Source organism: Rhizobium sp. SEMIA4064 (genome assembly GCF_003025035.1).
In the GTDB taxonomy this organism is placed as follows: Bacteria; Pseudomonadota; Alphaproteobacteria; order Rhizobiales; family Rhizobiaceae; genus Rhizobium; species Rhizobium paranaense.
Window position 1 is genome coordinate 262,835 of the sequence record NZ_PYJN01000005.1, and the last position, 24,194, is coordinate 287,028.

Genomic DNA, 24,194 nt, shown 5'->3' on the forward strand with positions numbered 1-24,194 from the left:
TTGACGTAAACGTCAATAATCCCTGCGCGTTAACCATTTTTTAATAACTTTGAAAAAAGTACTGGAACTTTTGCCAAGACAGCGCGTTAATATGGCCGTGGGCGAGAACCCACCGGAGCATCGTGCTGCCCCCGTAAACGCTTAAGGCGGATCGGACGCTCCAAAAGTTTATGTGAAGCGTATCCAAGAGGAGGTGCGCACATGCATAAAGAGAGTGCCGATACGATGAGCCGCGATCTTTACATCAAGGACATGTCGATGCTGGTGGCCTGCGATCGGGTCGAGGGGTCGAAGGTCTTTGGATCCGACGGCAAACAAATCGGTCATATAGAGCGCCTGATGATGGAAAAAAGCGATGGACGTATCGCTTTCATCATCCTGAGCTTCGGCGGCTTTTTCGGCATCGGCCAGGACCACTACCGGCTGCCGTGGGAGAAGCTGCGCTATGACGCCCGCATTGACGGCTACCGCATCAATATGACCAAGAACGACGTCGAAAAGGCGTGTCGTTTCGCCAGCAAGGACGATACCCTCGTCCATAAGGACCGTGGCCATAAGAGCCATGACTATTTCGGTGTGCCTCCCTACTGGATGTAGGCATGCAAATAGTCGAAGCCAGACCGGCCCCGTTTGCGCGGGGCTTTGGTTTGCGTAGCTTTTATTGAAACCGCCCGTTCCTTTGCATCACCTCGATCTTGTAACCATCGGGATCGGTGACGAAGAAGAAGAGCGCGAAAAGTTTTCCATCGCGATTGAGTTCAACGATCTTGCCGGGGTTCAGGCCGAGTTCCGTGAAGCGCGTATGTTCGTCCCGCAGTTCGTCGACCGAAACGGCGAGGTGGCCATAGCCTTCTCCGAGCGCATAGGGCTGGACGCGGCCCTGGTTGACGGTCAATTCCAATTCGAAACCGGTCTCGGCACTGCTGAGATAGATCAGCGTAAAGGTCGGGAATGCGACGCGGTCGGCAACCGTGAGCCCGAAAGCCTTGCCGTAGAAATCGACCGAGCGCGCTTCATCGAGTACCCGGATCATCGAATGGATCATTTTCGCCATAGGTAGCCTCCTGCCGCTGTTTTCCCCAAGAACATACCTTTTATGCAAGCTGTGCTCGACGTCGGCATGACTTCTACTAGCCAAATGTCGTGTGCGGGCAAACACCGCGCAGAATGGGCCTCTCAATTCGAATTTGCTACCTCTCATGGCAGGGGCTCGCTGCTGAGCCTTGGCAACCGGAAGGGGAGCGATCATGGACGTATACGAGGCGGTTACGAGCCGACGGGCGGTGCGCGGATTTACCGACCGACATATCCCGAAAGATGTGCTGAAGCGCGTGGTGGCGGCCGCAGCCTGGTCGCCATCCGGATCAAACCTCCAGCCGTGGAACTCCTACCTAGTGACCGGTGCGCCGCTGGCAGAGCTTAAAAAGCGCGCCGGCGAACGTGTGGCCGCACATGATGCCTGGGACGAGCGGGAATACGAGATGTACCCGCCCGAACTGAAATCACCCTATCGCGAGCGCCGATCCGCCTTCGGCCATGAGCGCTATAGCGCACTCGGTATCGCCGAGGGCGATTGGGAGGCGAGGCAGAGGACCGCCTCCGCAAATTGGGATTGTTTTGGCGCGCCTGCGGCCTTGTTCTGTTACATCGACCGCAAGCTGGGCGCACCCCAATGGGCCGATGTCGGCATGTATCTGCAGACCGTCATGCTGCTGCTGCGCGGCGAAGGGTTGCATAGCTGCACCCAAATGGCGTGGTCGGTATATCGCAAGACTGTCGCGGAAGTCCTGTCACCGCCCGAAGGGCTCACCCTCTTCTGTGGCATGTCGATCGGGTATGAGGACGTCACGGTTCCTTACGTCCGTACGGGCCGGGCACCGATCAACGAGACCATCACTTTCGTCGACGGTTGATTGCGATCTCGCTCCGGCAGCTATGTCAGTGCGATTGCAAGCCGATTTTGCGAGTGACCGCGGTTTCAATCAGTTCCATGCCGTCGTAGATCAGCACCGCCATCAGGCCGACGATCAGGCCGCCCTGCAGAATGAAAGCGGTATTGTCGTTGATCAGGCCGGCGATGATGACTTCGCCGAGCCCCTTCGCCGCAACGGTCGAGCCGATGGTTGCGGTGCCAATATTGATGACGGTGGCGATCTTCAGCCCTTCGATGATCAGCGGCAGTGCAAGCGGCAGCTCGGCCCGAAACAGCCGCTGCCAACCATTCATGCCCATGCCGTCGGCGGCGTCCAGTACGGAGGCGGGCACCTGCTGCAGGCCGGCGACGGTATTCTCGAAGATCGGTAGCAGGGCGTAAAGAAAAAGCGCGATCAGCGTCGGCACCGCGCCGAAACCGGTGGTGGAGATGGCGAGCGCCAGCACCGCGACCGGAGGAAAGGTCTGGCCGGCATTGGCGATCGCCCGCGACAGCGGCAGGAAATCGGCGCCGCTCTTGCGGGTGACGAAGATGCCGCCGAGCACGGCAAGAATGCCGCTGGCGGCGATCGAGATGAGGATCAGCTCCATATGGCTGATCGCGAGACCGACCAGGCTGTTTTGCGTATAGATCGGCGATGCACCGAATTTGGTGAGCGGCGCCAGGATCGGCATCAGCCATTCCGGCCGGAACAGCAGCACCAGCAGCAACGCCAGTGCCAGGAACCGGAAGATGTTGGCGGTCAGAAACTTCATGCTTTGCGGCCCAGCTCGATCAAATGCTGCATGGAGATCGAGCCGACCGGCACCTTGCTGTCGTCTTCCACGGCAGCCTCGTCAGCACCCTGCCAGATCATCTCGGCCAGGGCATCGCGCAGATTGAGCGTCTGCGGCAGGCTGTAGCCGAGGCCCGGTCGCGGCGGCTGCATGCTTTCCTTCAGCGGCAGCAGCGACATCAGCTTTAGCGCCCGGTCGGAGGTGCCGGTCAGTTGCTGCACGAAGGGATCGGCCGGCTCGGTCAGGATCTTCCCCGGTTCCGAACATTGCAGCAGCTTGCCTTCGCTCATCACGGCGATCTGGTCGCCGAGATGGAAAGCTTCGTCCATGTCGTGGGTGACGAGCATGATGGTGGTGCCGAACTGCTTCTGGATTGCCAGAAGATCGTCCTGCGCCTTGCCGCGGATGACCGGGTCGAGCGCGCCGAAGGGTTCGTCCATCAGCAGCAGTTCCGGTTCCGCCGCAAGCGCACGGGCGACACCGACGCGCTGTTGCTGGCCGCCGGAAAGCTGGCTCGGATATTTCGCCGCAAAGGTGCCGGGATCGAGATGGAAGAGATTGAGCAATTCCTCGACGCGCCGGTCGATGCGGGCTCTGTCCCAGCCGAGCAATTGCGGCACGGTAGCGATGTTCTGTGCCACGGTACGGTGCGGAAACAGGCCGTGGCCCTGAATGGCATAGCCGATGCGGCGGCGAAGTTCGGTCGCCGGCACGCTCATGACATCCTTACCGTCGACCGAAATCTGGCCGGATGAGATCGGTACCAGCCGGTTGATCATGCGCATCAGCGTCGACTTGCCGGAGCCAGAGGTGCCGACAACGACGGTGATCGTGCCCTTTTCCATGCTCATGCTGACATTATCGACCACGGTGGCGTTGCCGTAGCGCTTGGTCACGCCCTTCAGCTCGATCATGGTGGTCATGCGTGTTGTCCCCGGATGCTGTCGATGACCGCATCGAGGATGACGGCCGATGAGAATGCGAGAAGGACCGTCGGCACGGCGCCGAGCAGCACCAGGTCATTGGCTGTCTGGCCGATGCCCTGGAAGATGAAGAGACCGAAACCGCCGCCACCGATGAGCGCGGCGACTGTAACGAGGCCGATCGCCTGCACCAGCACGATGCGGATGCCGGTCAGGATAACCGGAAAGGCGAGCGGCAGGTCGATGCCGGTCAGGATCTGCCGACGGGTCAGCCCCATGCCGGCGGCGGCATCGCGCACGGACGGGTCGACGCCGGCAAGCCCGACGACAGTGTTGGCGACGATCGGCAGCAACGAATAGATCACCAGCGCCACCAGCGCCGGCGCAGTGCCGATGCCTTGAATGCCGAGCGCGGCTGCGAAAGGAACGTGTGTCGCGATATAGCCGAGCGGCAGCATCAAAATGCCGAACAGGGCCAGGCTCGGAATGGTCTGCACCAAGCTCAGGCCGCGCAGCACGACAGCGCGAAGCCTCGGCTGCCAGTAGCAGAAGATACCGAGCGGCAAGGCAAGCAGGATGGCGATGGCGACCGAGCCGAGCGACAGGAACACATGGCCAAGCGCCTCATTCCAGAACTTGTCCGCATTGTTGGCGTATTCCTTCATGATCGACAGATTGTCGAGCAGGCCGGATCTGAGAATGATGCCGAGGATCGCCGCATAGAGCGCGAGCGCGGCGACGCGAAGCCATGGCGTGAGCTGCAGCTTGACCAGCGCATCCGAGATCACCAGGCCGATGACGGCGAGCAATATCCAGAAGGAGCCGCCCGGCGTAATGCGGGCGACGGTGCTGCTGGCAGGCGTGGCCGCGGTGGAAACAAAACCGAGCGTGACGATCAGAAGGGCAATTGCGAGCGTGGCGATGCCGAGGCGGACGAGCTGGTTGCGCAGAAAGAGAGCGGCGAGGGCGGTGACGATGAGAAGGGCTAGAAGCGCTAAGGCGACGGGCTGGGCGAGGAGCTGCGTCAACAATTGCGGCTTGCCGGCTGCGATGCGGTTTGCCTTGACGATGATGAACGGCATCGACGCCGCCGCGAGGCAGCCACCGGCCACCAGCACCACCCCGAGACGGTCCACCCTGCGCACCGCAAGCCCATCTTCCATCAAGCAAGCTCCGTCAGCGCATGATGCCAAAACCTGCGAAGCGGTTCTTGGATAAGATCATGCCTCATCAAATATCCCTGCGGCCCCACTCTATCAAAGCGAAGCCGCAGGGGTGATAGGTAAAGTCTTACTTCAGGAAGCCGTTTTCCTTGAGGTAGGATTCGGCAACCGACTTGGCCGGTTCGCCGTCCACCTGGATGCGGCCGTTCAGCTTGCGGAGCACGTCGGCAGTCAGGCCCTTGAAGATCGGGGCCAGAACTTCCTCAATCTTCGGATTGGCCTTCAGTACGGCTTCGCGGATGATCGGCGTCGGCGCATAGACCGGCTGCACGCTCTTGTCGTCTTCGAGAACCGTCAGTTCGGCCGCTTCGATGGCGCCATCCGTGCCGTAGACCATGGCGGTGTTGACGCCGTTGGTCTTGTCGGCAGCAGCCTTGATCGTTGCTGCGGTGTCGCCGCCGGAGAGCACGACTTCCTGGTCGGGCTTGATCTGGAAGCTGTAGGTCGTCTGGAAGGCCGGCAGAGCCGCCGGCGAGTTGACGAACTCGGAAGACGCCGCAAGCTTGATCGGTCCGCCGCCGGCAACCCACTTGCCGAAATCGGACATGGTCTTGAGCTTGGCCGGACCGGCGACGTCGTTGCGAACGGCTATCGCCCAAGTGTTGTTTGCCGGCGACGGCGTCAGCCAAACGATCTTGTTGGCGTCGTAATCCAGCTTCTTCGCCAGATCATAACCCTGCTGCAGGTTCTTCCAGGCAGGATCGTCTGATTTGTTGAAGAAGAAGCCGGCATTGCCGGTATATTCGGCGTAGACGTCGATTTCGCCGGCCGTGATCGCCTTGCGCAAGACAGGCGTCGTGCCGAGTGCGATGCGGTCCTTGGCCGTGATGCCGTTGGCGTTGAGCGCGGCCAAGATGATATTGCCGAGCAGCGTGCCTTCCGTATCGATCTTCGAGGAGACCACGACGTCGGCAGCGCTGGCACCACTGGCGACGAAAGCCGTTAGCGCGGCGGCGAGTGCGAACTTCTTGAACATGATGTTTCCCTTTGTACCCCGTTGAACCGTTTGTCTGGCGTATCCGTTCGGTTCAAATCCGGTCCCCGGACACGCCACATATGGATGCGGGCCGAAGAACCCGCATGCGAAGTCCTGTCTGCGTCTGGGAAATAGCGCTCGCCGCCGAAAAATCGATGACACGCCAGTCCGCCACCTGCAGTCGCCGCGCGATTATGACGAGGGTGCCCGGCATAAGCGCGAAAATAGATTTCTTTTTTCGGGGGCAAGTGCGTTTGTTTTTGTTCCCCTTACCCGTTTCGCCGCCGTTCCGATCTCTCAGCGATCAGGATCAGTTAGGCGGTCATCGAACGATAGTCCTGGCCTTTTGGGTTTGGGATATCTTTTTTTGAGAACACACCATATCGTGTCGACATCTTGGTTCGGCTGCATGCGGAGAGGGCATGTGGCAGGCTCTAAAAGGATGGCCGGCTTGTATCTCGGGGCATTGTTCATCGCCGATACGGTTTTCTCGATCGGCTCCGTCAGGGAGACTGCCCGCAGGCTGTCCTTTTCAGCCTCGACCGTGTCGAGCGCGCTGCGGCGGCTGGAAACGGAGCTGGCGATGAAGCTCGTCGAGCGAGCGTCGGGCGAGCTTGCCACCCTGCTTGCCAGCTCGATGGTGCAGAAGGGCCTGCAGCCGATCCTGTCCGCCATGCGGCAGCTCTCAGCGCTGACGAAGGAGCCCCCGGCAGTACAGGACTATCCCGAATGGGCGGCCCGCCTGCCGCTGAAAATCGCCACCATCGAACGTTTCCTGGAGGTCGCCGATCAGGGCAGCATCAATCGCGCCGCCCGCCGTCTGCGTCTCGGTCAGCCGCAGCTTTCGCTGCAGATCGCCAATCTGGAAGAATTATTCGGTTGCCGCCTGTTCGAACGGCAGGCGCAGGGTTCGGTGCTGACCGATATCGGCCGCGAGGTCTATGCCATCTTCGCCGGTATCGCCGAGGCCTGGGACGAGATGAAGGCGACGGCGGACGAGCGATTTCAGCGGGCGGCGCGTGCAGTGCGCATCGGGTCGATCATCCCGACCGGCTCGGAAAGCTGGGTTGCGCGCTCGCTCGCCAGCCTCGTGGCACGCTGGAACATCAGCGGCAACCGCAACACGCTGTCCCTGATGCTGATGACGGCCGACGATTTGCGCGAGGCGCTGAGGTCCGGTCGCATCGACGTTGCCATCGTCGATTCCGTCTTCGGCCTCGATGCTTTCGAGCATATGGAGCTGGTGGCAACCGACATGGTGGCGATCGCGCCGCCTGGCAGCACGGAACAGACGGTGACGGCACTGGTCGAAAACCATCCGCTTTGCGTGCCGAGCCCGCGCACCGGCATCGGCAATGCGGCTACGGCCTTCGGCTATGACAGCGGCGACCGCCGTCGGTTTCGCGGTCGCGACATCACTTCGGCCGACTCGCTTCCCGTCATCGTCGACCTCGTCGCCAATCATGGGTATGTTTCGTTTCTCGGCCGCGTCAGCGCCGCGCCCATCGCCGACAAGGTCCGGATCGTCGATCCGGATCAGACTTTACCGCTCTCCTATCACCTCGCCCACAATGGCCGCCGCGCTTCGGTCGATGCCTGCCGGCTGATCCAAGAGGCGGTGCGGGAGCTGGTGGGCGGAACGGAAACCGCCCCGGCTTATGGCAACAGGCCGCATTTCTCACAAAGCTCATAGCTTTCGGCCATTCGGAACCATGCCTTCCCCCTGCGCGTTTATCTTCATGCCCCCGCATGCGCGGGGATGATGGCATCCAAGTCGGCACAGGTGTCGCCGGCTTACGGGATGCGTTCAAGGAGAAGAGAAATGAGGATCATTGCAGCGGCGTTAGTAGCGCTGGGCATCCTCGCTTTGCCAGTGACCGTTGATGCTCACCGCTACTATCATCACCATCATCATTACGGCGGCCCCAGCGTGATGGTCTCGCCAGGCTTCTTCGGCCTCTATGTCGGCCCAAGCTATGGCTATCATCGCTACTACTACCGCGATTATTATCGCGACCGCTATTGGGGTGGTCCGTATTATGGGAACTACCGTTATTGGCATCGTCCCTATTGGCGCGATCGCTATTACGACCCGTGGTACTGAGTAGGCGGGCGGCCCGCGCTCGCGGGCTGGATAAGATGAACGGCGCCGAATGGCGCCGTGGAGATGATTGTTTGGCTGCCGCGAGGTGAGATCAGACCGGGTTCAGCACATGCACGGCATGCGCGGCCATCAGGTGCTTCACTTTCTCCCCATAGGCCGCCATATGCGGCGCGGCCGCATGTGCCTTGAGCGCCGCCATGCTTTCCCATTTTTCAACCACCACGAATGTATCGGGACCGAACGCCGGATTGGCGCCTTCGACATCGACAACGGCGGTATATTCGATGCAACCGTCCTCGGCATGCACGGCCGGAACATTCGCCTGGAAGACTTCGAGCACGGCGGCACGCTTGCCGGGCAGGGCGGTGAGGATGGCGAGAACGTGGATCATGACGTTTCCTTTGAATGGATAGGGTGATTGAGATGCAGGAAGGCGGATTGCGCACATTGCGTGCCCGGTTCTGACGCATATCACAAATAGACGATGACCAAATGCTTGACTTTACTTTGATGCAGTTGCATTTCTCTATCTAGGCGTGAATTTCAATGCGCCGATCTATTGTGGCGTGAGGGGGCTTGCGCCTGAAAATCATGGGGAAAAGATGGCACTTTCTACGCAAGAGCAAATATTGATCGAACAACGCGTGACCAATGAAGCAAAATCGGTCGGCGCAGCCTATTTGCTTTGGTTTTTTCTTGGCACGCTGGGCGCTCACCGGTTTTATCTTGGTAGAACCGGCAGCGCGGTGGCGCAGTTGATTCTATGTGTAGTGGGCTGGCTTACGACATTCCTGATTATCGGCTTTGCGCTCCTGACGGTGCTTGGCATCTGGTGGATCGTCGATGCCTTCCTCATTTCCGCGATGATTTCCGAACAAAAGGAAGAGATTCGGCAACGTCTGACCGATCAGGCGCTCCGGACGAATCAGCAGGCGGAGCAGGCAAAACGCACCGTGATTTCAGCGCATGGGCAAAACGCGTAATCACGTTGGAAGTGGTTCTGCCGGTGGCACAATCAAAAGTAATGACATGACAATCGGCAAACATTAGTGCTTCCCTATATTCCTGATGATGGGAGGAAGCCAATGTCAACCGAATGGCCAATGTTCATATTGCAGTCGATTGTGGTTTTTGGCTTGGTAGGCGCCCTGTTCATAAGGGCCTAGCTATCCCAACGGTCCACCGGCTGAACCGCGGTTTCAAGTTTCCATAACAAGCAGCCCGACCGAACCGGCGGTCGAGCTGCTGTACGATCCGATCAGGGGTCAAATCCAATCAGATAACAAATCAGTATGCTAAACTTATTATGAGTCAACTAGCAGTTTGGGTCTTTTTTGTTTGGAGAAAAAGGCGCTAACGCCGAAACCGGTCAGCGAAGCCTCTAGGCCGTAACCCCACGGTGGGGGCCGCCTTGCTGAGATGGGCTGAAGACTGCAAGTCCTAGTGCAAGCACTAGGGATAGTCATATGACCAAGCATCAGGTTGAGGTGATCACATCGGTCGAGCGGCGTCGGCGCTGGTCTCGAGAGGACAAAGAGCGGCTGGTCGCAGCGACATTTGAATCGGACGCCAGCGTATCGGAGATCGCGCGTTCCGCCGGAATCCATACCGGGCAATTGTTCCGTTGGCGCAAACAGCTCTGCCAAATCTCAGAGCCACCCACGCCGCAATTTGTTCCAGTTGACGTCGTCGCGGCCTTGCCCGCGCCTGATCCTGTGGAGACGGCAGTGCCGCCACGACCGCGCAAGAAGGCGAGCATGGTGACGATCGAGCTTGGCCGGGGCCGACGTCTTCGCGTGGAGAGTGATATTGATCCGGAAGCCTTGGGCCGAATCCTTGACGTTGTGGAGCGACGATGATCCCGGTTCCGAGTGGTGTAAAAGTGTGGCTGGCGACCGGCTATACGGATATGCGGAAAGGCTTCCCAGGTCTGGCATTGATGGTGCAGGAGACGCTGAAGCGGGATCCGCACAGCGGCCATTTGTTCTGCTTCCGAGGTCGCCAAGGTGGGCTGATCAAGGTCATTTGGCATGATGGCCAGGGCGCCTGCCTCTTCACCAAAAAGCTTGAGCGGGGACGGTTCTTATGGCCGTCGGCCGCCGATGGCACGGTGGTGATTACGCCCGCACAGCTCGGATATTTGCTCGAAGGTATCGACTGGCGCATGCCGCAAAAAACCTGGCGTCCGAGCTCGGCAGGATAGCGGAAATCGCTGGAAAGGCAGGAGCGAATATGATTCCATCTTGCCATGACCGAGCCGGCTGATCAGCTTCCCGACGACCTTGCCAGCGCCCACGCGATGATCCTCGCCGAGCGTGCGGCACGCCGTGACGCGGAAGCGGTTGCCGCCCGCGCCCAGGCGGTGAACTCCCATTCTGATGCGCTGATCGCCCGTCTCCGGCTAGAGATCGAGAAGCTGAAGCGCGACATCCACGGCAGCCGATCGGAGCGCAAGGCGCGACTGCTCGAACAGATGGAATTGCAGCTCGAGGAGCTGGAAGCCGACGCTAGTCAGGATGAACTGGCAGCCGAGATAGCAGCACGTTCATCTTCGGTCAGAGCCTTTGAGCGCAAGCGTCCATCAAAGAAGCCATTCCCCGAACACCTGCCGCGCGAGCGTGTCGTCATTACCCCGCCCACCAATTGCCCGTGCTGCGGCTCGGCCAAGCTGGCGAAGTTAGGAGAGGACATCACCGAGACGCTGGAAGTGATCCCGCGTCAATGGAAGGTGATCCAGACTGTGCGCGAGAAGTTCTCGTGCCGGGAATGCGAGAAGATCACCCAGCCGCCTGCACCCTTCCATGTGACGCCACGTGGCTTTGCCGGACCGAACCTCTTGGCAATGATCCTGTTCGAGAAGTTCGGTCAACACCAGCCGCTGAACCGACAGAGCGAACGTTATGCCCGCGAGGGCATCGACCTCAGCCTCTCGACGCTCGCCGATCAGGTCGGAGCCTGCGCCGCGTCGCTAAAACCGCTGCATGCGCTGATCGAGGCGCATGTCCTTGCCGCCGATCGGCTGCATGGTGATGACACCACCGTGCCGATCCAGGCGAAAGGCAAGACCGATACTGGCCGCATCTGGACCTACGTCAGAGATGACCGGCCATTCGGCGGAACATCGCCACCGGCGGCGCTTTATTATGCCTCGCGCGACCGGCGGCAGGAGCATCCTGAGCGTCATCTCAAGAGCTTCACCGGCATTCTGCAGGCTGACGCCTATGGCGGCTACAACCCGCTATTCAAGGCTGATCGCGATCCGGGTCCGCTGACTCAGGCGCTGTGTTGGGCACATTCGCGTCGCAAGTTCTTCGTGCTTGCCGACATCGCCACCAACGCCAAACGGGGAAAGAATGCTGCCGAGATCTCGCCGGTGGCGCTCGAAGCCGTGAAGCGCATAGACGTTCTGTTCGACATTGAGCGCGACATCAACGGACTATCTGCCGATGAACGATTAGCGCGACGCCAGCAAGACAGCCGTCCACTCATCGACGAACTTCAAGACTGGCTTAGCTGCGAGCGGGCAAAGCTGTCGCGCAGTTCACCGGTCACCGAGCCCATCGATTACATGCTGAAGCGCTGGGACGGCTTCATATCGTTCCTCCATGACGGTCGGATCTGCCTGACGAATAATGCCGCCGAACGGGCGCTGCGCAGCTTCGCTCTCGGCAGAAAATCCTGGTTGTTTGCTGGCTCCGATCGCGGCGCCGACCGCGCCGCCTTCATGGCGACGCTAATTATGTCCGCCAAGCTCAATGACATTGATCCGCAAGCGTGGCTTGCCGACGTGCTCGCCCGTATCGCTGATACACCGATCACTCGGCTCGAGGGGTTGTTGCCCTGGAATTGGATGTCATCGTCACCAAATGCCGCTGCTGCATAGGATCAACTGATGGGACACGAAACCGGCGGGGCTGAGTCTGAAAGTATCCTCGCTGTTGTTCGCGATATATTGCTTCGTGCTTGGGATCCGATCGGCATATCTGACATTCCCGAAGCCCAGGACGAATATGACGCCTATGCCGACGTCGTATGCGGCATGCTGGTCAATGCCAACGCAACGGCAGAAGACATCGCCAGCTACCTCTTCGAGATTGCGACAGAGCATATGGGCCTGTCATATCCCGAGTTGGCCAAGCGATGTGAGAGAGCCGCACGAAGAATCCTGGCACTTCGATAAAACCGGCATGCAGGATCAGGCTAACCGCGGTCTTCACCGTATGGGTACTCTAGGCCTCGCCGTCAAAACTGTGCGCACCTCACATCAAGATCGCACCTATTCAATCGTGCCCACGCCCTCGATATGTCGTTGGAACGCCAGCCGCTTCATGGCATTGCGCGAGAGTTTCCAGCCAGGCTGCCAGTCCATCCGGCACTTTGGCATTCCCCACTTCCATGGCTTCCACCCACGACAGATCGCATTGCAGGGCACTTGCCAAATTGATCGGCGTCCAACGGATATGCAAAAGGCATTCAGAAAAGCGTTCTGGGGTCATGAATATCCTCCGCGATAGCGTTCACGGTGTCAGAGGGTAGTGCGAAGTCAAGCGGCACAGGTAGCTTACTTTTGAAACTGTAGGCTTAATCGCAACACTGTCGCCATAGTTCAAAAGAACTTCCGTCCACATAACAATTTGATTCTATCGAAGAAAAATGGTGTGAGCACGACCTTTAATAAAAAAGCCGCAGCTTGGCACTATGACTAGTTGGTGCATGTCATCACGCCGTCTCTGGTATATCTTTTCTCTCTCGCACAATGGCTTTAGCCACCTAAGTCCCCCGCCGCTATTCCCTATCGTACATGCCTGCTCGCCCAAATTCGTCGTAGTCGCGGCTCATCACTATGGCAAAGCTCTTTCAGCCGTCGTCAGGAAGACTAATGTTGAAGCTGTCATATGCAACATGTAAGCCGTGATCTCGTCAGGGACTTCTGTGGGTGTCGACCCTTGCCCATGACCAGCAAGCTTATTCCTGCCTGTCGGTACACTACTTTCGAGGAGGCTTCTAAGAGAGGAAAGCTGTGTCTGCCAAAATGAAGGAACGAGCCCTTTGTCGAACATTACGGCGATAAGGTCTTTTGCCCCGCCTTTGGGATCGTAAGCCCACCTTCGTTTGTCACAAATAGCCTTCATGGTGCTCTCGAAAGCTTTTAGGCAGTCAACCAGCGCTTCCTTGTTGTTCCCATCCTTGTAGTGTTCGTATGCGTTGATGAACTCTTCGTGGGGTCCACGGTACTCCCTTGTGTTCAGGAGATTTAAAGCAGGTTTCACAGCCTCAGCATGAAGGAGTTGGGAATCGACCCGGATAATCTCACCGTCCACGAACTGGTAACCGACCCCATTTTCTTTGAAACGCTCGTTCAGCTCTTCAATGGCTCCGTCACAGATTTGACCACCACTTGATCCATGAATGTAATCCCGCTGACGTGCGACCAAATCAACAGCGCGAAAGCTTATTTCAACAACGTCGAGGCATTGCTCCACGTTCTCAACTCGCAGCAAAAAATCAAAAAGCTCCTTTCCATAAGAAACTCCGTATCTGTCATTTGTTGGTGGCAAATAAAACAAGCCATACTCTCTGCATAGCCCCTCAACTATTGTTTTGTATGTTTCGTTGACTTGAGGTTCTTGATATCTTTCTCCCGGATTTCCTAGTGCTTCACTTATTATATGGACGATCTGCACTCGAAGCTTAGGGGGGATTGAAGTGTAGGTGTAAACATCCGGGACCTCTCCCCTCAATTGGCTTTGTCGTTTTGAAAATAAGCCCCACACGGCCATTGCGAACCTCTACCCTGATTCCCGAGTTGTGTAGAGATTCAGTCAGATTCAACCAAAAGAGTCGAGAGCAACCCTCGTCTGGAAACAGCATAATTTCTCTGAGAAAATCTCGGGGTGCTATACACTAAGGCACTAGACCCCTGAACCCCTGAACCCCCCAGTACCCCGTCGAGGACATTCGTGGTGGGAGGGAATGCTTTTGAGCTTTGCTATTCTCTGTTGGAGGTTCTGCCCGTCATCACGCCATAAACTTTCGGGTCCACCCTCGAATCAGCGCCATCTCATTCTATTCTCATTACACAGATGCCGCTTTAGCTCAGTCGGTAGATGAGCGAGCTTGTCGAGCGTCGTCAGTGTTCGGAGATGCAATTGAAAATACTCAGGGAATTGCAAAGGTTTTTGGTGCCGCTTACGTGACTCGAACACGTGACCCCATCATTACGAATGATGTGCTCTACCGACTGAGCTAAAGCGGCATTCCGGGGGTTCGGTATGGCCCCGCGATTTGCATGGGGCTGATACAGTCAATGCGACGAGATTTCAAGCGTTCAAATCGCTGAATGGTAAAAAAGCGGGGGGCTTGTGAAAAAGTAGCCGCGCTTCAAGGGTCCCTAGAGCGCCAGTCGAGCCCGTGCCTGCCGGTATTCCGCCTCTAGCCGGTCGACAAGCGTAGCCACCGGTTCGATGGCTTTGACTGCGCCGATTCCCTGGCCGGAGCCCCAAATATCCTTCCAGGCCTTGGCGCCGGTCGTTGCCGTTTCGAAATCCATCTTCGAAGGATCGGCTTCGGGCAGCTTGTCCGGGTCCATGCCGGCGGCACGGATCGAGGGCTTCAGATAGTTGCCATGTACGCCGGTGAAAAAGTTGGAGTAGACGATATCGGCCGCCGCGCCGTCGACGATCGCCTGTTTGTAGGCTTCCGCCGCGCGCGCCTCTTCGGTGGCAATGAAGGGTGAGCCGATATAGGCCATATCCGCGCCCATCGCCTGGGCGGCCAGGATCGCGCCACCATTGGCAATTGCGCCGGCGAGCAGCAACGGCCCGTCGAACCATTCGCGGATTTCCTGAACCAGCGCGAAGGGCGAGAGCTGGCCGGCATGGCCGCCGGCGCCCGCCGCCACGGCAATCAGCCCGTCCGCTCCCTTGCGGATCGCCGAATTGGCATGACGGTTGTTGATGATGTCGTGCAGCACGATGCCGCCATAGGAATGCACGGCTGCATTGACCTCCGGCACGGCGCCGAGCGAGGAGATGACGATCGGCACCTTGTATTTGACGCAGAGCATCAGATCGTGTTCCAGCCGCTTGTTCGACGCATGGACGATTTGATTGACGGCAAAGGGAGCCGATGGACGGTCGGGATGCGCGGCGTCGTGGGCGGCGAGATCCTCCGTGATCATCGCCAGCCATTCGTCCAACTGGCTCTCCGGCCGGGCGTTCAATGCTGGAAACGAACCGACGACGCCGGCCTTGCATTGGGCCAGCGTCAATACCGGATGCGAGATGATGAAAAGGGGCGAGGCCACGACCGGCAGCCGCAGGCGCTCGGTCAGGACAGAGGGAAGGGCCATGAACATCATCCGTTTGACGTTTACGAAAACGTCAAACGGATAGCAGATGTCCGCCGGGAGGGGAAGATGGGGAAGAGGCAGGCAGCAGGCAATGGGCGGCGGAGGCATTCGGCAATAGGCAATAGTGATAACCTATCCGCGCTCACGCTTCCTACTGCCTCACCTGCCACCCCATTTGTGTCGTCTTTGCCATTTATCCCCGCCGGAGTGTTCGCGGGTTCTTTGGAGAGACTTGCACATTGCTGGTCAGGGCGTTACCGAATTCGGTTAGCGAATGGTAAAGAAATGGTCGTCTTGCCAGTAGAGTATGCGAGCGCATCGCGAGTGAGAGTAAAGGACCTGATGTGAGCGGATTAGAAACGGCTATCAGAAGCGCGTTGGAGCGATCCGATCGCGCCAATCCGGAAATCCGGGCTCGCATCTATCAATCGGCGCGACAGGCGCTTGAAGCCGGACTTCGCAAGCAGGACATTACCGACATCGGCATTATTTCGGCTCAGCGCCAACGCCTTGAAGCGACCATCCGGGCGATCGAGGGTGAAGAGCGTGCCCGCCCGCCGGAGATGCCCGTGACCCCTGAGGTGGAACCGCCTCATGTGCCTCCAGCGGCGCCGCAACAGCGGGCGCCCCAACCGACGCAGCAGCGTCAGGAGCCTGTGATGAGCGTTCGCGGCGAGACGCGCGATCGTCCCGCTGCCCCTCAAGCCTCTGTTCCTGTCGAGCCCGCTGCACCGGAAGGCGATTTGGGCGACATGCGCGCTGGCCCGGCCGATCATCTCGGCGCCGATAGCGATGAACATCAACTAGTTGCCGCGCCGACCGCAACGCGGTCGATGAATTTCAAGCCCGAGCGCGCCGCCGTTCGCCGCAAGCCGCGCAAGTTCTTCTCGCGCCTGCTGGTCTTCTGCATCCTGCTCGCCTTTCTTGGCGTCGGTGCCTGGTGGATCAAGACCTCGGGCGTGTTCATGACGGCGGCGCAGCGCGACACCAGCGTTCCCAATCCGCCGGCGCATGTCGATTCCCAGGATTTCAACGGCAGCAACAATGCCGATGATACATCTGATGACGAGGACAATAGCGGGCCGCCTGCTAATCCGGGGCTGGCGACGATCGACCCGCAGAACAACTTCTCGGCGGAGTGGATCGAAATTTTCAAGCCGACCGACTTGGCAAAGGTCGTAAGCGGCGCGCAGGCCAAGGCCGAGAGCGTCTCGGAGAACGAAGGTCCGGCCGTGCGCCTGACCTCTCAGGCCAGCGGTCCCGATGGCAACGCGTCGGTCGAAGTGCCGGCAAACGTGCTGCAGCAATTGGCCGGCAAATCGTCGACCATCGCGCTCACACTGCAGTCCACCTCGGATACGCCGACGCAGATCACTGTCGAGTGCGATTTCGGCTCCCTCGGCAGTTGCGGGCGTCATCGCTTCGACGTCACCCGTCAGAAGACCGATGCGCTGTTCCAGGTCCGTTATGATCGCTCGTTGGCGCCGACTGCGCCCGGCCATCTCATCATCAACAGCGATGTGGACGGCAAGGCGCGCGGCATCAATATCTACGCCATCCGCGTCCTGCCGGGACAATAAGGCTGGGTTGCATTCTGCCTATTTGATGACATGCAATCCCATGCCAAGGATCTTGTCGTCGATCTCGCCGATCGCCTTTTCGTCCCTGCCGTCATAGTCGAGCGTCAGCAGAATATGACGGATGAGGTTGAGGCGGGCGCGGCGCTTGTCGTTGGCGTGGATCACCGTCCATGGCGCGTAGTCCACATGCGTCTCCTTCAGCATGCGGTCGCGCTTCTCGCTATAGTCCTTCCATTTGCTCAGTGCAGCGATATCCATCGAGGAGAGCTTCCAGACGGCGCGCGGATCGTGGCGCCGATCGTGAAAGCGCTTGAGCTGCATTTCCCGGCCGATATCGAGGTAGAATTTGAAGAAGTAAATGCCGTCCTGGACGATGAGCTTTTCCATATGCGGGGTCTGCTTCAGGAATAGCTCGTATTGCTCGTGCGTGCAGAAGCCCATGACCGGCTCGACGCCGGCGCGGTTATACCAGGAACGATCGAACAGCACGAATTCGCCGGCTGTCGGGAACTGGGCGACATAGCGTTGGAAATACCATTGCCCAGCCTCGCGATCGGTCGGCTTTGTCAACGCTACGGCGCGCGCGAGGCGGGGGTTCATATGGGCCGACGTTGCGGCGATCGAACCGCCCTTGCCGGCGGCGTCGCGTCCCTCGAAGAGCGCCATTACCCGCTTGCCGGTCGCCTGCAGCCAGAACTGTACCTTGATGAGCTCGATCTGCAGCTTTTCCAGCTCTTCCAGATATTCTTCTTCCTTCAGCTTCTTCTTGTAAGGAAAGCCTGCGGAAGCAAGCGCCTCGTCTTCGATCCAGTCCGGCAGCACGGGGTCATCGACATCGAAAATGCGCGTCTTGCCATGAATATCCAATTCCACCGCCCGGCTTTTCACGTCCTCTGCCATGTCCGCTGCTCCTCCGAAATTTACGCCGTCTTAACCATATCTGCCGGTGCGGCAAAAAAGCCTCATGGGCAAGTTGGGTCATTTATCCAGTATTTTCAAGCCCTTTGCCGGCCTCATCCTTCGCCGGCTACATTTATTGCGGTAAGCCGCGGGCTTCTGTGGATAGAGCCGAAAACTTCTGTCATGAATCCCCGCTAAGACGCGGAGTCTTGGATTCCGCTATGAGAGGCGAAGGGACGGGTGCAATTGGAAGACGAATGGTCATTCCTTGGTAGGCTGGCTGCAAGGCTGCGGCAGGAGATCGCCATCCTCATTCTTGCGACGCTGATCGCCGTTATGGCGCTCGTCGAAGGTATCAATGCTGCCGTCATCTTGTGGATGTGGGTCGTCGTTGTCATCGTCGCGCTGATCCGCCGGCCGCTGACCGCGCAGATTGCGCCGCCGACGCTCGTCGAGCCAGCGCCCACCGATCCGGAAGCCTTGCTTCGCACGGTATTCTCCGGCCTCGCCGCGCTCGACATGCCGGTGCTGATCATCGACCGCGAGGCCTCCGTCCTGGTGCAGAATGCCGCCGCGGAGAAGGCATTCGGCGCCTTTCCGCTCAATGCTCACATCTCCGCCAAGCTGCGCTCCCCCGGCGTGCTCGACATGGTGCGCGAGACGATCACCACCAACACGCCGAACCAGATCGAGCATTCCGAGCGTCTGCCGTCCGAGCGCGTCTATATCGTCCGCATCGCGCCGGTCGAGCTGCCGGAGACCGACATCGAGCCCGGCACCTTCTTCGTGCTGTCTTTCCGCGATATCTCCGAGCTCCGGCATATCGACCGCATGCGCTCCGATTTCGTTGCCAATGCCAGCCATGAGCTGCGCACACCGCTCGCCTCGCTCCGTGGTTTCATCGAAACCATTCAGGGGCCGGCCAAGGCGGATCCAAAGGCGCAGCAGCGTTTCCTGGGCATCATGTTCGACCAGACGACGCGCATGAGCCGGCTGGTCGACGATCTCCTGTCGCTGTCGCGGCTGGAGCTGAAGTCGCATATCGCGCCGGATCAGAAAGTCGACCTCGTGCCGTTGCTCGGCCATGTCCGCGACGCGCTGCTGCCGCTTGCCGACGACCTCGACGTCACCATCAATCTGCATCTGCCTCCCGGCAAGGTGGAGGTGCTGGGCGATCGTGACGAATTGGTGCAGGTCTTCGAAAACCTCATCGAGAATGCCTGCAAATATGGTCAGGAAGGCAAGGTGGTCGAGGTTTCGCTCTTGAACGACTCGAGCCAGGCCGTCGAGGTCATCATCTCCGACAGGGGGCCGGGCATTCCGGCGGAACATGTGCCGCGCCTGACGGAGCGTTTCTATCGCGTCAATGTCGAGGACAGCCGCTCGAAAAAAGGCACCGGCCTCGGGCTTGCCATCGTCAAGCACATTCTCACCCGTCACCGCGCGCGACTGATCGTCAAATCGGAAGTCGGAAAGGGAACGGACTTCACGGTACGCTTCTGAACGCCTCTGTGAATCGCCTATTTTGGGCGCAACTTAATCCATAAATTTCAATTGGTTGAACTGTCATAATTGTTTCACTCGCCTGACATAAAAGGGCGGTGCTTTGACAGCTAAAAAAGAGATGCTGAACAGGCGGATGTCCCGTTCGCCGTCGCGCTCTTCAAAGCCTGTCAGGGAGGGTTCACCATGAACACGTTGAAACTGTCTGTCATAGCGTTGGTCGTATCCGCCGCTTTCGCTGGGGGCGCCACGGCCCGCGATCAGATTCAGATTTCCGGTTCCTCCACCGTGTTCCCTTATGCCAAGATTGTTGCCGAGACTTTCGGCGAAACCTTCACCGCGTTCAAAACGCCGGTCGTCGAATCCGGTGGCTCCGGTGCCGGCCTGAAGGAATTCTGCAAGGGCGTCGGCACCGATTCCATCGATATCGCCAATTCTTCGCGCGCCATCAAGGATAGCGAACTCAAGGCCTGCAAGGCTGCCGGCGTTGCCGATATCGAGCAGGTCAAGATCGGTTATGACGGCATCGTCTTCGCCTTCGACAAAAGCAATCCCGACATGAAATTCGTGCCCGCCGATCTCTACAAGGCGCTGGCCGCCGAAGTTGTGGTGAGCGGCAAGCTGGTTCCCAATCCCTATAAGAAATGGTCGGAGATCAATCCGGCCCTGCCGGGTTTTGAGATTGCAGCCTATATTCCGGGCGAGAAGCATGGCACGCGCGAGGTCTTCGAAGAGAAGGTGCTCGCTGCCGGCTGCAAGGAGTCCGGTGCGCTTGATGTCATCAAGGCAACCGTCTCCGATCCAGATCAGCAGACCAAGAAATGCATTGCGGTGCGCAAGGACGGCGTAGCGGTCGATATCGATGGCGATTATCCCGAGACGCTCGCCCGCATCGACGCCAACAAGCACGGCGTCGGCGTCTTCGGCCTCTACTTCTATCAGAACAATGCCGACAAGCTGAAGGTCGCGACCGTGAGCGGCATCGTGCCGTCGGGCGAGACCATCGCCAACGGCACCTATCCAGTGTCACGGCCGCTGTTCTTCTACGTCAAGAAGGCGCATCTCGGCGTCATTCCGGGCCTGAAGGAATATGTCGAGTTCTTCACGAGCGATCAAATGATCGGACCGGACAGCGCCCTGGCCGAATACGGCCTGGTGCCGGCGCCGGATTCCGAGCGCGACCAGATCCGCAAGGATTTCGCGGACGGTAAGATCATGTGATGGCGTAAGGACTGCCCGTCGGGGAATAGGAATGAGTTTGTCACTGTTGCTGTCGTGCCTGTCGATCATCGGCGCCCTTGCCTTCGTGCTGGGGCGGACGAGAGCGGCTGCACTGTCGGGCAACAGGTCCTCGGCCATGCATTCGCGGCTCGGCTATCACGGCGCCTATGCCGCCATCTGGGCGGTATTGCCGGCATTGGCGCTGATCTGCGCCTGGCTGGTGATCAGTCCGGAGGTGATCGATCGTTTCGTGGTCGGTTCCTTTCCGGAGGAGGTGAAATCCCTTCCGACGGCCGAACTCAAACTCAGCTACAGCATGGTACGCAGCCTGGCCCATGGCATGCGCCAGCTCGATGACCAGGAACTTGCCGCCGTCGCCAACGGCTCGGCCGATCTTCAATTGGCCCTGGCGCAAAAAGGCGTCCCGCTCGCCGCCCGGCCGACCGGCTATATGATCGACGCCGCCAATCAATATAACGGTATGCGGGGTGTGAGCCGTGTCGTCATGTCCGTCGCGGCCATCATTCTTTCGTTGCTCTGCGCCATCCACGGCTTGCGCGCCATCGCGCCGCGCTTTCGCGCCCGCAACCGGGTGGAGCAGGTCATTCTCGGCGGTCTGATCGTGGCCTCGTCCATCGCTGTGCTGACGACGGTCGGCATCGCTGCTTCGATGCTGTCGGAGGCCGCCCGCTTCTTCAACATGGTTCCTGCCGCCGAGTTCTTCTTCGGCACTGTCTGGGATCCGGGCTTTACCGGCGCCGGCGCGCGGACATCGGGTACCTTCGGCCTCATTCCGTTGCTGGCCGGCACGCTTTATATCGGCTTCGTCGCCATGCTGGTTGCGGTGCCCGTCGGGCTGTTTGCCGCGATCTACATGGCCGAATATGCCTCGGCCCGCGTGCGCTCCATCGCCAAACCGATGCTTGAGGTGCTCGCGGGCATTCCAACCATCGTCTATGGCTTTTTTGCCCTGGTGACCGTCGGGCCATTCCTGCGCGACATTTCCGCAGACATCAACGGCCTGCTGACGGGCAGTTACACGAGCTTCATCGAGGCGCAGAGTGTCCTGACTGCCGGCTTCGTCATGGGCGTCATGCTCATCCCCTACGTCTCCTCGCTGTCCGACGATATCATCATGGCCGTGCCGCGCTCGCTGCGCGATGGTTCGCTCGGCCTTGGCGCAACGCGGTCGGAGACGGTCAAGCGCGTCCTCCTGCCGGCCGCATTGCCGGGCATTGTCGGCGCGCTGTTGATGACGGCGTCGCGGGCGATCGGCGAGACCATGATCGTCGTATTGGCTGCCGGCGTTGCCGCCCGCATGCAGCTCGACCCCTTCGAGCCGATGACGACGGTCACCGTGAAGATCGTCAACCAGTTGACCGGTGACCTCGAATTCACCTCGCCGCAGACATTGGTTGCCTTCGCGCTTGGCATCACGCTCTTCGGCCTGACCTTGTGCCTGAACGTCTATGCGCTCTACATCGTGCGCCGGTATAGGGAGCAATACGAATGAGCGATGTCGTATCTTCCGCCCCGTCGCCTGTTCCGCGCGGGCTAACACCCGGCACGCCGCTGCGGCGCGATATCGGCATCAGGCGACGCTACGCCGCTGAACGGCGTTTCCGCGCCTATGGCCTTGCCGCCGTTACCTTTGGCCTGGTCTTCCTCATCATCCTGGTCTCCACAGTGGTACGCCACGGCTATACCGCCTTTGTGCAGACCTCGATCACCCTGCCAATCGAGTTCACCGAGAAGGTCATCGATCCCTCAGGCAGGCGCGGCAGCGATCCGAAGGTGCTGATCGCGGCCAACTATCCCGTTCTCATCCGTGACGCCCTGGTGAAGGCGCTGGACATCGATCCTTCCAATCGGGCGCTCGTGCGCGAGGCGACGGAAATGGTATCGGACGGCGCGCGGATTGCCTTGCGCGAGAGGGTCCTGGCCGATCCGTCTGTCATCGGGAGGACGGTAAAGGTCACTTTCCTCGCCGGCGCCAATATCGACTCCGCCAACAAGGGACAGATCGACCTGACGGCCGACGAAAAGGATCGCAAGGTCTCCGATCGGCAAATTGCCTGGATGAAGCAGCTCGCCGCCACGGGCGCCCTGCACGAAGCGTTCAATTCCGGCCTGTTCCTGTCGGGCAATTCCAGTCGCCCGGAGGCTGCGGGCCTCGGCGTCGCGCTGATCGGCTCGTTCTATCTCATGCTGACCGTGCTGGTCCTGGCGCTGCCGGTCGGCGTTGCTGCCTCGATCTATCTTGAGGAGTTCGCGCCGAAGAACCGGCTGACGGATCTGATCGAGGTCAATATCAACAATCTCGCTGCGGTCCCGTCGATCGTCTACGGCCTGCTCGGGCTCTCGGTCTTCATCAACTTCATGGGCCTGCCGCGTTCCGCCTCGCTGGTCGGCGGGCTGGTGCTGAGCCTGATGACGCTGCCGATGATCATTATCGCCACGCGGTCGGCGCTGCGTGCCGTGCCGCCGTCGATCCGCAGCGCTGCCCTCGGCCTAGGCGCTTCGCGCATGCAGGTGGTGTTCCACCATGTCCTGCCGCTCGCCATGCCCGGTATCTTGACGGGCACGATCCTCGGTCTGGCGCATGCGCTCGGCGAAACCGCGCCGTTGCTGCTGATCGGCATGGTCGCCTTCGTCGCCAATTATCCGGCGGGGCCGCTCGATCCTTCGACGGCCTTGCCGGTGCAAATCTACATGTGGGCGAGCGAAGCCGAGCGCGCTTTTGTAGAAAGAACCTCCGGGGCCATCATCGTCCTGCTCTTCTTCCTCGTTGCGATGAACATCGGCGCCATCCTGCTGCGCCGTCGCTTTGAGCGGCGCTGGTGACAGGAGGCGATGGAATGAACATGATGACGGAAGCCGCGAGCGAAAAAGCACTGGCCAGGAAGATGATGACGATCCCCTATAAGATGATCGGCCAGGCTGTCTCGGTCTATTACGGCGACAAGCGTGCGCTGTTCGATGTCGACCTGAACATCCGCGCCAACACGGTCACCGCGCTGATCGGTCCTTCCGGCTGCGGCAAGTCCACTTTCCTGCGTTGCCTCAATCGCATGAACGATACGATCGACACCTGCCGCGTCACCGGCAAGATCACGCTCGACGATCAGGATATATACGACAACAGCATCGACGTTGTTGAGCTGCGCGCCCGCGTCGGAATGGTGTTCCAGAAGCCCAATCCGTTCCCGAAGTCGATATACGAGAATGTCGCCTATGGCCCGCGTATCCATGGCCTGCATCGGTCCAAGACCGATCTCGACCATATCGTCGAAACCAGCCTTCAGAAGGCCGGGCTGTGGGGCGAGGTGAAGGACCGGCTTTTTGAGGCAGGGACCAGCCTCTCCGGCGGCCAGCAGCAGCGCCTTTGCATCGCCCGTGCCGTCGCTGTCAGTCCGGAGGTCATTCTCATGGACGAGCCGTGTTCGGCGCTCGATCCGATTGCCACCGCCAAAGTCGAGGAACTCATTCATGAGCTTCGGGAAAACTTCACGATCGTCATCGTGACGCATTCCATGCAGCAAGCAGCCCGCGTTTCGCAGCGTACCGCAATGTTTCATCTCGGCCATCTGGTCGAGGAGAACGATACCGATAAGATGTTCACCAATCCCGATGATTTCCGCACGCAGGATTACATCATGGGCCGTTTTGGCTGATGATGCTCCCCCGCGCGGTTCCCTTCGCAC

At 59.4% G+C, this 24,194-nt stretch carries 25 protein-coding genes and 1 tRNA gene; 15 read left to right on the forward strand and 11 right to left on the reverse strand.

Annotated features, from left to right (window positions below):
• Positions 1-201 precede the first annotated feature (201 nt).
• Entirely contained in the window at positions 202-597 is a 396-nt protein-coding gene (locus C9E91_RS03070; protein WP_107106888.1) for a PRC-barrel domain-containing protein, read from the forward strand.
• A gap of 61 nt (positions 598-658) precedes the next feature.
• On the opposite strand, the gene C9E91_RS03075 is transcribed toward C9E91_RS03070, so the two are convergent.
• Positions 659-1,054 (reverse strand): VOC family protein, encoded by a 396-nt coding sequence (locus C9E91_RS03075; protein WP_107106889.1) that lies wholly within the window; start codon positions 1,052-1,054, stop codon positions 659-661.
• Positions 1,055-1,247: 193 nt separating this feature from the next.
• Between C9E91_RS03075 and C9E91_RS03080 the strand changes: the two genes are divergently transcribed.
• The gene (locus tag C9E91_RS03080; protein ID WP_107106890.1) at positions 1,248-1,913 is read left to right on the forward strand and encodes a nitroreductase; all 666 of its coding nucleotides are present in this window, start codon (positions 1,248-1,250) and stop codon (positions 1,911-1,913) included.
• A 25-nt stretch (positions 1,914-1,938) separates the two neighbouring features.
• Here C9E91_RS03080 and C9E91_RS03085 read toward each other — a convergent pair whose 3' ends face one another.
• The 4 genes from C9E91_RS03085 to osmF form a co-directional block, all read right to left on the reverse strand.
• Positions 1,939-2,688, reverse strand: a complete 750-nt coding sequence (locus C9E91_RS03085) for an ABC transporter permease (protein ID WP_107106891.1) — start codon at positions 2,686-2,688, stop codon at positions 1,939-1,941.
• A complete protein-coding gene (locus tag C9E91_RS03090) occupies positions 2,685-3,632 on the reverse strand; it encodes an ABC transporter ATP-binding protein (RefSeq protein ID WP_107106892.1) in 948 nt (315 codons plus the stop codon). Before C9E91_RS03090 ends, C9E91_RS03085 begins: the two co-directional genes overlap by 4 nt.
• Positions 3,629-4,795, reverse strand: a complete 1,167-nt coding sequence (locus tag C9E91_RS03095; RefSeq protein WP_107106893.1) for an ABC transporter permease — start codon at positions 4,793-4,795, stop codon at positions 3,629-3,631. The genes C9E91_RS03090 and C9E91_RS03095 overlap by 4 nt, the downstream gene beginning before the upstream one ends.
• A gap of 127 nt (positions 4,796-4,922) precedes the next feature.
• Positions 4,923-5,831 (reverse strand): glycine betaine ABC transporter substrate-binding protein OsmF, encoded by a 909-nt coding sequence (osmF, locus tag C9E91_RS03100; protein WP_107106894.1) that lies wholly within the window; start codon positions 5,829-5,831, stop codon positions 4,923-4,925.
• 451 nt (positions 5,832-6,282) lie between these two features.
• On the opposite strand from osmF, the gene C9E91_RS03105 reads away from it, so the two are divergent.
• Together C9E91_RS03105 and C9E91_RS03110 are read left to right on the forward strand one after the other, a co-directional pair.
• Positions 6,283-7,524, forward strand: coding sequence for a LysR family transcriptional regulator (locus C9E91_RS03105; protein WP_107107046.1), 1,242 nt, complete (start codon positions 6,283-6,285; stop codon positions 7,522-7,524).
• A 129-nt stretch (positions 7,525-7,653) separates the two neighbouring features.
• Positions 7,654-7,935, forward strand: coding sequence for a hypothetical protein (locus C9E91_RS03110; RefSeq protein WP_107106895.1), 282 nt, complete (start codon positions 7,654-7,656; stop codon positions 7,933-7,935).
• 91 nt (positions 7,936-8,026) lie between these two features.
• Here C9E91_RS03110 and C9E91_RS03115 read toward each other — a convergent pair whose 3' ends face one another.
• The gene (locus tag C9E91_RS03115; RefSeq protein WP_107106896.1) at positions 8,027-8,326 is read right to left on the reverse strand and encodes a putative quinol monooxygenase; all 300 of its coding nucleotides are present in this window, start codon (positions 8,324-8,326) and stop codon (positions 8,027-8,029) included.
• A 211-nt stretch (positions 8,327-8,537) separates the two neighbouring features.
• Between C9E91_RS03115 and C9E91_RS03120 the strand changes: the two genes are divergently transcribed.
• The 5 genes from C9E91_RS03120 (at position 8,538) to C9E91_RS03145 (ending at position 12,115) form a co-directional block, all read left to right on the forward strand.
• Complete coding sequence (locus C9E91_RS03120; RefSeq protein ID WP_107106897.1) at positions 8,538-8,918, forward strand: TM2 domain-containing protein; 381 nt, start codon at positions 8,538-8,540, stop codon at positions 8,916-8,918.
• 483 nt (positions 8,919-9,401) lie between these two features.
• Positions 9,402-9,794 (forward strand): IS66-like element accessory protein TnpA, encoded by a 393-nt coding sequence (gene tnpA, locus C9E91_RS03130; protein ID WP_107106899.1) that lies wholly within the window; start codon positions 9,402-9,404, stop codon positions 9,792-9,794.
• The gene (gene tnpB / locus C9E91_RS03135) at positions 9,791-10,138 is read left to right on the forward strand and encodes an IS66 family insertion sequence element accessory protein TnpB (RefSeq protein WP_107106900.1); all 348 of its coding nucleotides are present in this window, start codon (positions 9,791-9,793) and stop codon (positions 10,136-10,138) included. The genes tnpA and tnpB overlap by 4 nt, the downstream gene beginning before the upstream one ends.
• A gap of 45 nt (positions 10,139-10,183) precedes the next feature.
• Positions 10,184-11,818: an IS66 family transposase gene (gene tnpC, locus C9E91_RS03140; protein WP_107106901.1), complete on the forward strand. Its 1,635-nt coding sequence runs from the start codon at positions 10,184-10,186 to the stop codon at positions 11,816-11,818.
• Positions 11,819-11,827: 9 nt separating this feature from the next.
• Positions 11,828-12,115: a hypothetical protein gene (locus C9E91_RS03145; protein ID WP_245407406.1), complete on the forward strand. Its 288-nt coding sequence runs from the start codon at positions 11,828-11,830 to the stop codon at positions 12,113-12,115.
• 100 nt (positions 12,116-12,215) lie between these two features.
• Here the strand turns inward: C9E91_RS03145 and C9E91_RS03150 are convergent, their stop codons facing one another.
• From C9E91_RS03150 to C9E91_RS03165, 4 genes are all read right to left on the reverse strand, one after another.
• Positions 12,216-12,431, reverse strand: coding sequence for a hypothetical protein (locus C9E91_RS03150; RefSeq protein WP_107106902.1), 216 nt, complete (start codon positions 12,429-12,431; stop codon positions 12,216-12,218).
• 345 nt (positions 12,432-12,776) lie between these two features.
• A complete protein-coding gene (locus C9E91_RS03155) occupies positions 12,777-13,715 on the reverse strand; it encodes an abortive infection family protein (RefSeq protein WP_107106903.1) in 939 nt (312 codons plus the stop codon).
• Positions 13,716-14,115: 400 nt separating this feature from the next.
• Positions 14,116-14,191 (reverse strand) — tRNA-Thr (locus tag C9E91_RS03160).
• Between the two features lie 135 nt (positions 14,192-14,326).
• A complete protein-coding gene (locus C9E91_RS03165; RefSeq protein ID WP_107107048.1) occupies positions 14,327-15,286 on the reverse strand; it encodes an NAD(P)H-dependent flavin oxidoreductase in 960 nt (319 codons plus the stop codon).
• A gap of 344 nt (positions 15,287-15,630) precedes the next feature.
• Between C9E91_RS03165 and C9E91_RS03170 the strand changes: the two genes are divergently transcribed.
• Positions 15,631-16,866: a hypothetical protein gene (locus tag C9E91_RS03170; protein WP_107106904.1), complete on the forward strand. Its 1,236-nt coding sequence runs from the start codon at positions 15,631-15,633 to the stop codon at positions 16,864-16,866.
• 18 nt (positions 16,867-16,884) lie between these two features.
• Here C9E91_RS03170 and ppk2 read toward each other — a convergent pair whose 3' ends face one another.
• Entirely contained in the window at positions 16,885-17,766 is an 882-nt protein-coding gene (gene ppk2, locus C9E91_RS03175) for a polyphosphate kinase 2 (RefSeq protein WP_107106905.1), read from the reverse strand.
• A 336-nt stretch (positions 17,767-18,102) separates the two neighbouring features.
• On the opposite strand from ppk2, the gene phoR reads away from it, so the two are divergent.
• The 5 genes from phoR to pstB all read left to right on the forward strand — a co-directional run bounded on the left by phoR (position 18,103) and on the right by pstB (position 24,164).
• Positions 18,103-19,269, forward strand: coding sequence for a phosphate regulon sensor histidine kinase PhoR (phoR, locus tag C9E91_RS03180; RefSeq protein WP_107107049.1), 1,167 nt, complete (start codon positions 18,103-18,105; stop codon positions 19,267-19,269).
• Between the two features lie 186 nt (positions 19,270-19,455).
• Positions 19,456-20,490 carry a substrate-binding domain-containing protein gene (locus C9E91_RS03185; RefSeq protein ID WP_107106906.1) on the forward strand — a complete coding sequence of 345 codons (1,035 nt, stop codon included), beginning with the start codon at positions 19,456-19,458 and terminating at the stop codon, positions 20,488-20,490.
• Between the two features lie 31 nt (positions 20,491-20,521).
• On the forward strand, positions 20,522-22,003 hold the full coding sequence (gene pstC / locus C9E91_RS03190) for a phosphate ABC transporter permease subunit PstC (RefSeq protein WP_107106907.1): 1,482 nt from the start codon (positions 20,522-20,524) through the stop codon (positions 22,001-22,003).
• Positions 22,000-23,334 (forward strand): phosphate ABC transporter permease PstA, encoded by a 1,335-nt coding sequence (gene pstA / locus C9E91_RS03195; RefSeq protein WP_107106908.1) that lies wholly within the window; start codon positions 22,000-22,002, stop codon positions 23,332-23,334. Before pstC ends, pstA begins: the two co-directional genes overlap by 4 nt.
• Positions 23,335-23,348: 14 nt before the next feature.
• Positions 23,349-24,164, forward strand: coding sequence for a phosphate ABC transporter ATP-binding protein PstB (gene pstB / locus C9E91_RS03200; RefSeq protein ID WP_107106909.1), 816 nt, complete (start codon positions 23,349-23,351; stop codon positions 24,162-24,164).
• Positions 24,165-24,194: the final 30 nt, after the last annotated feature.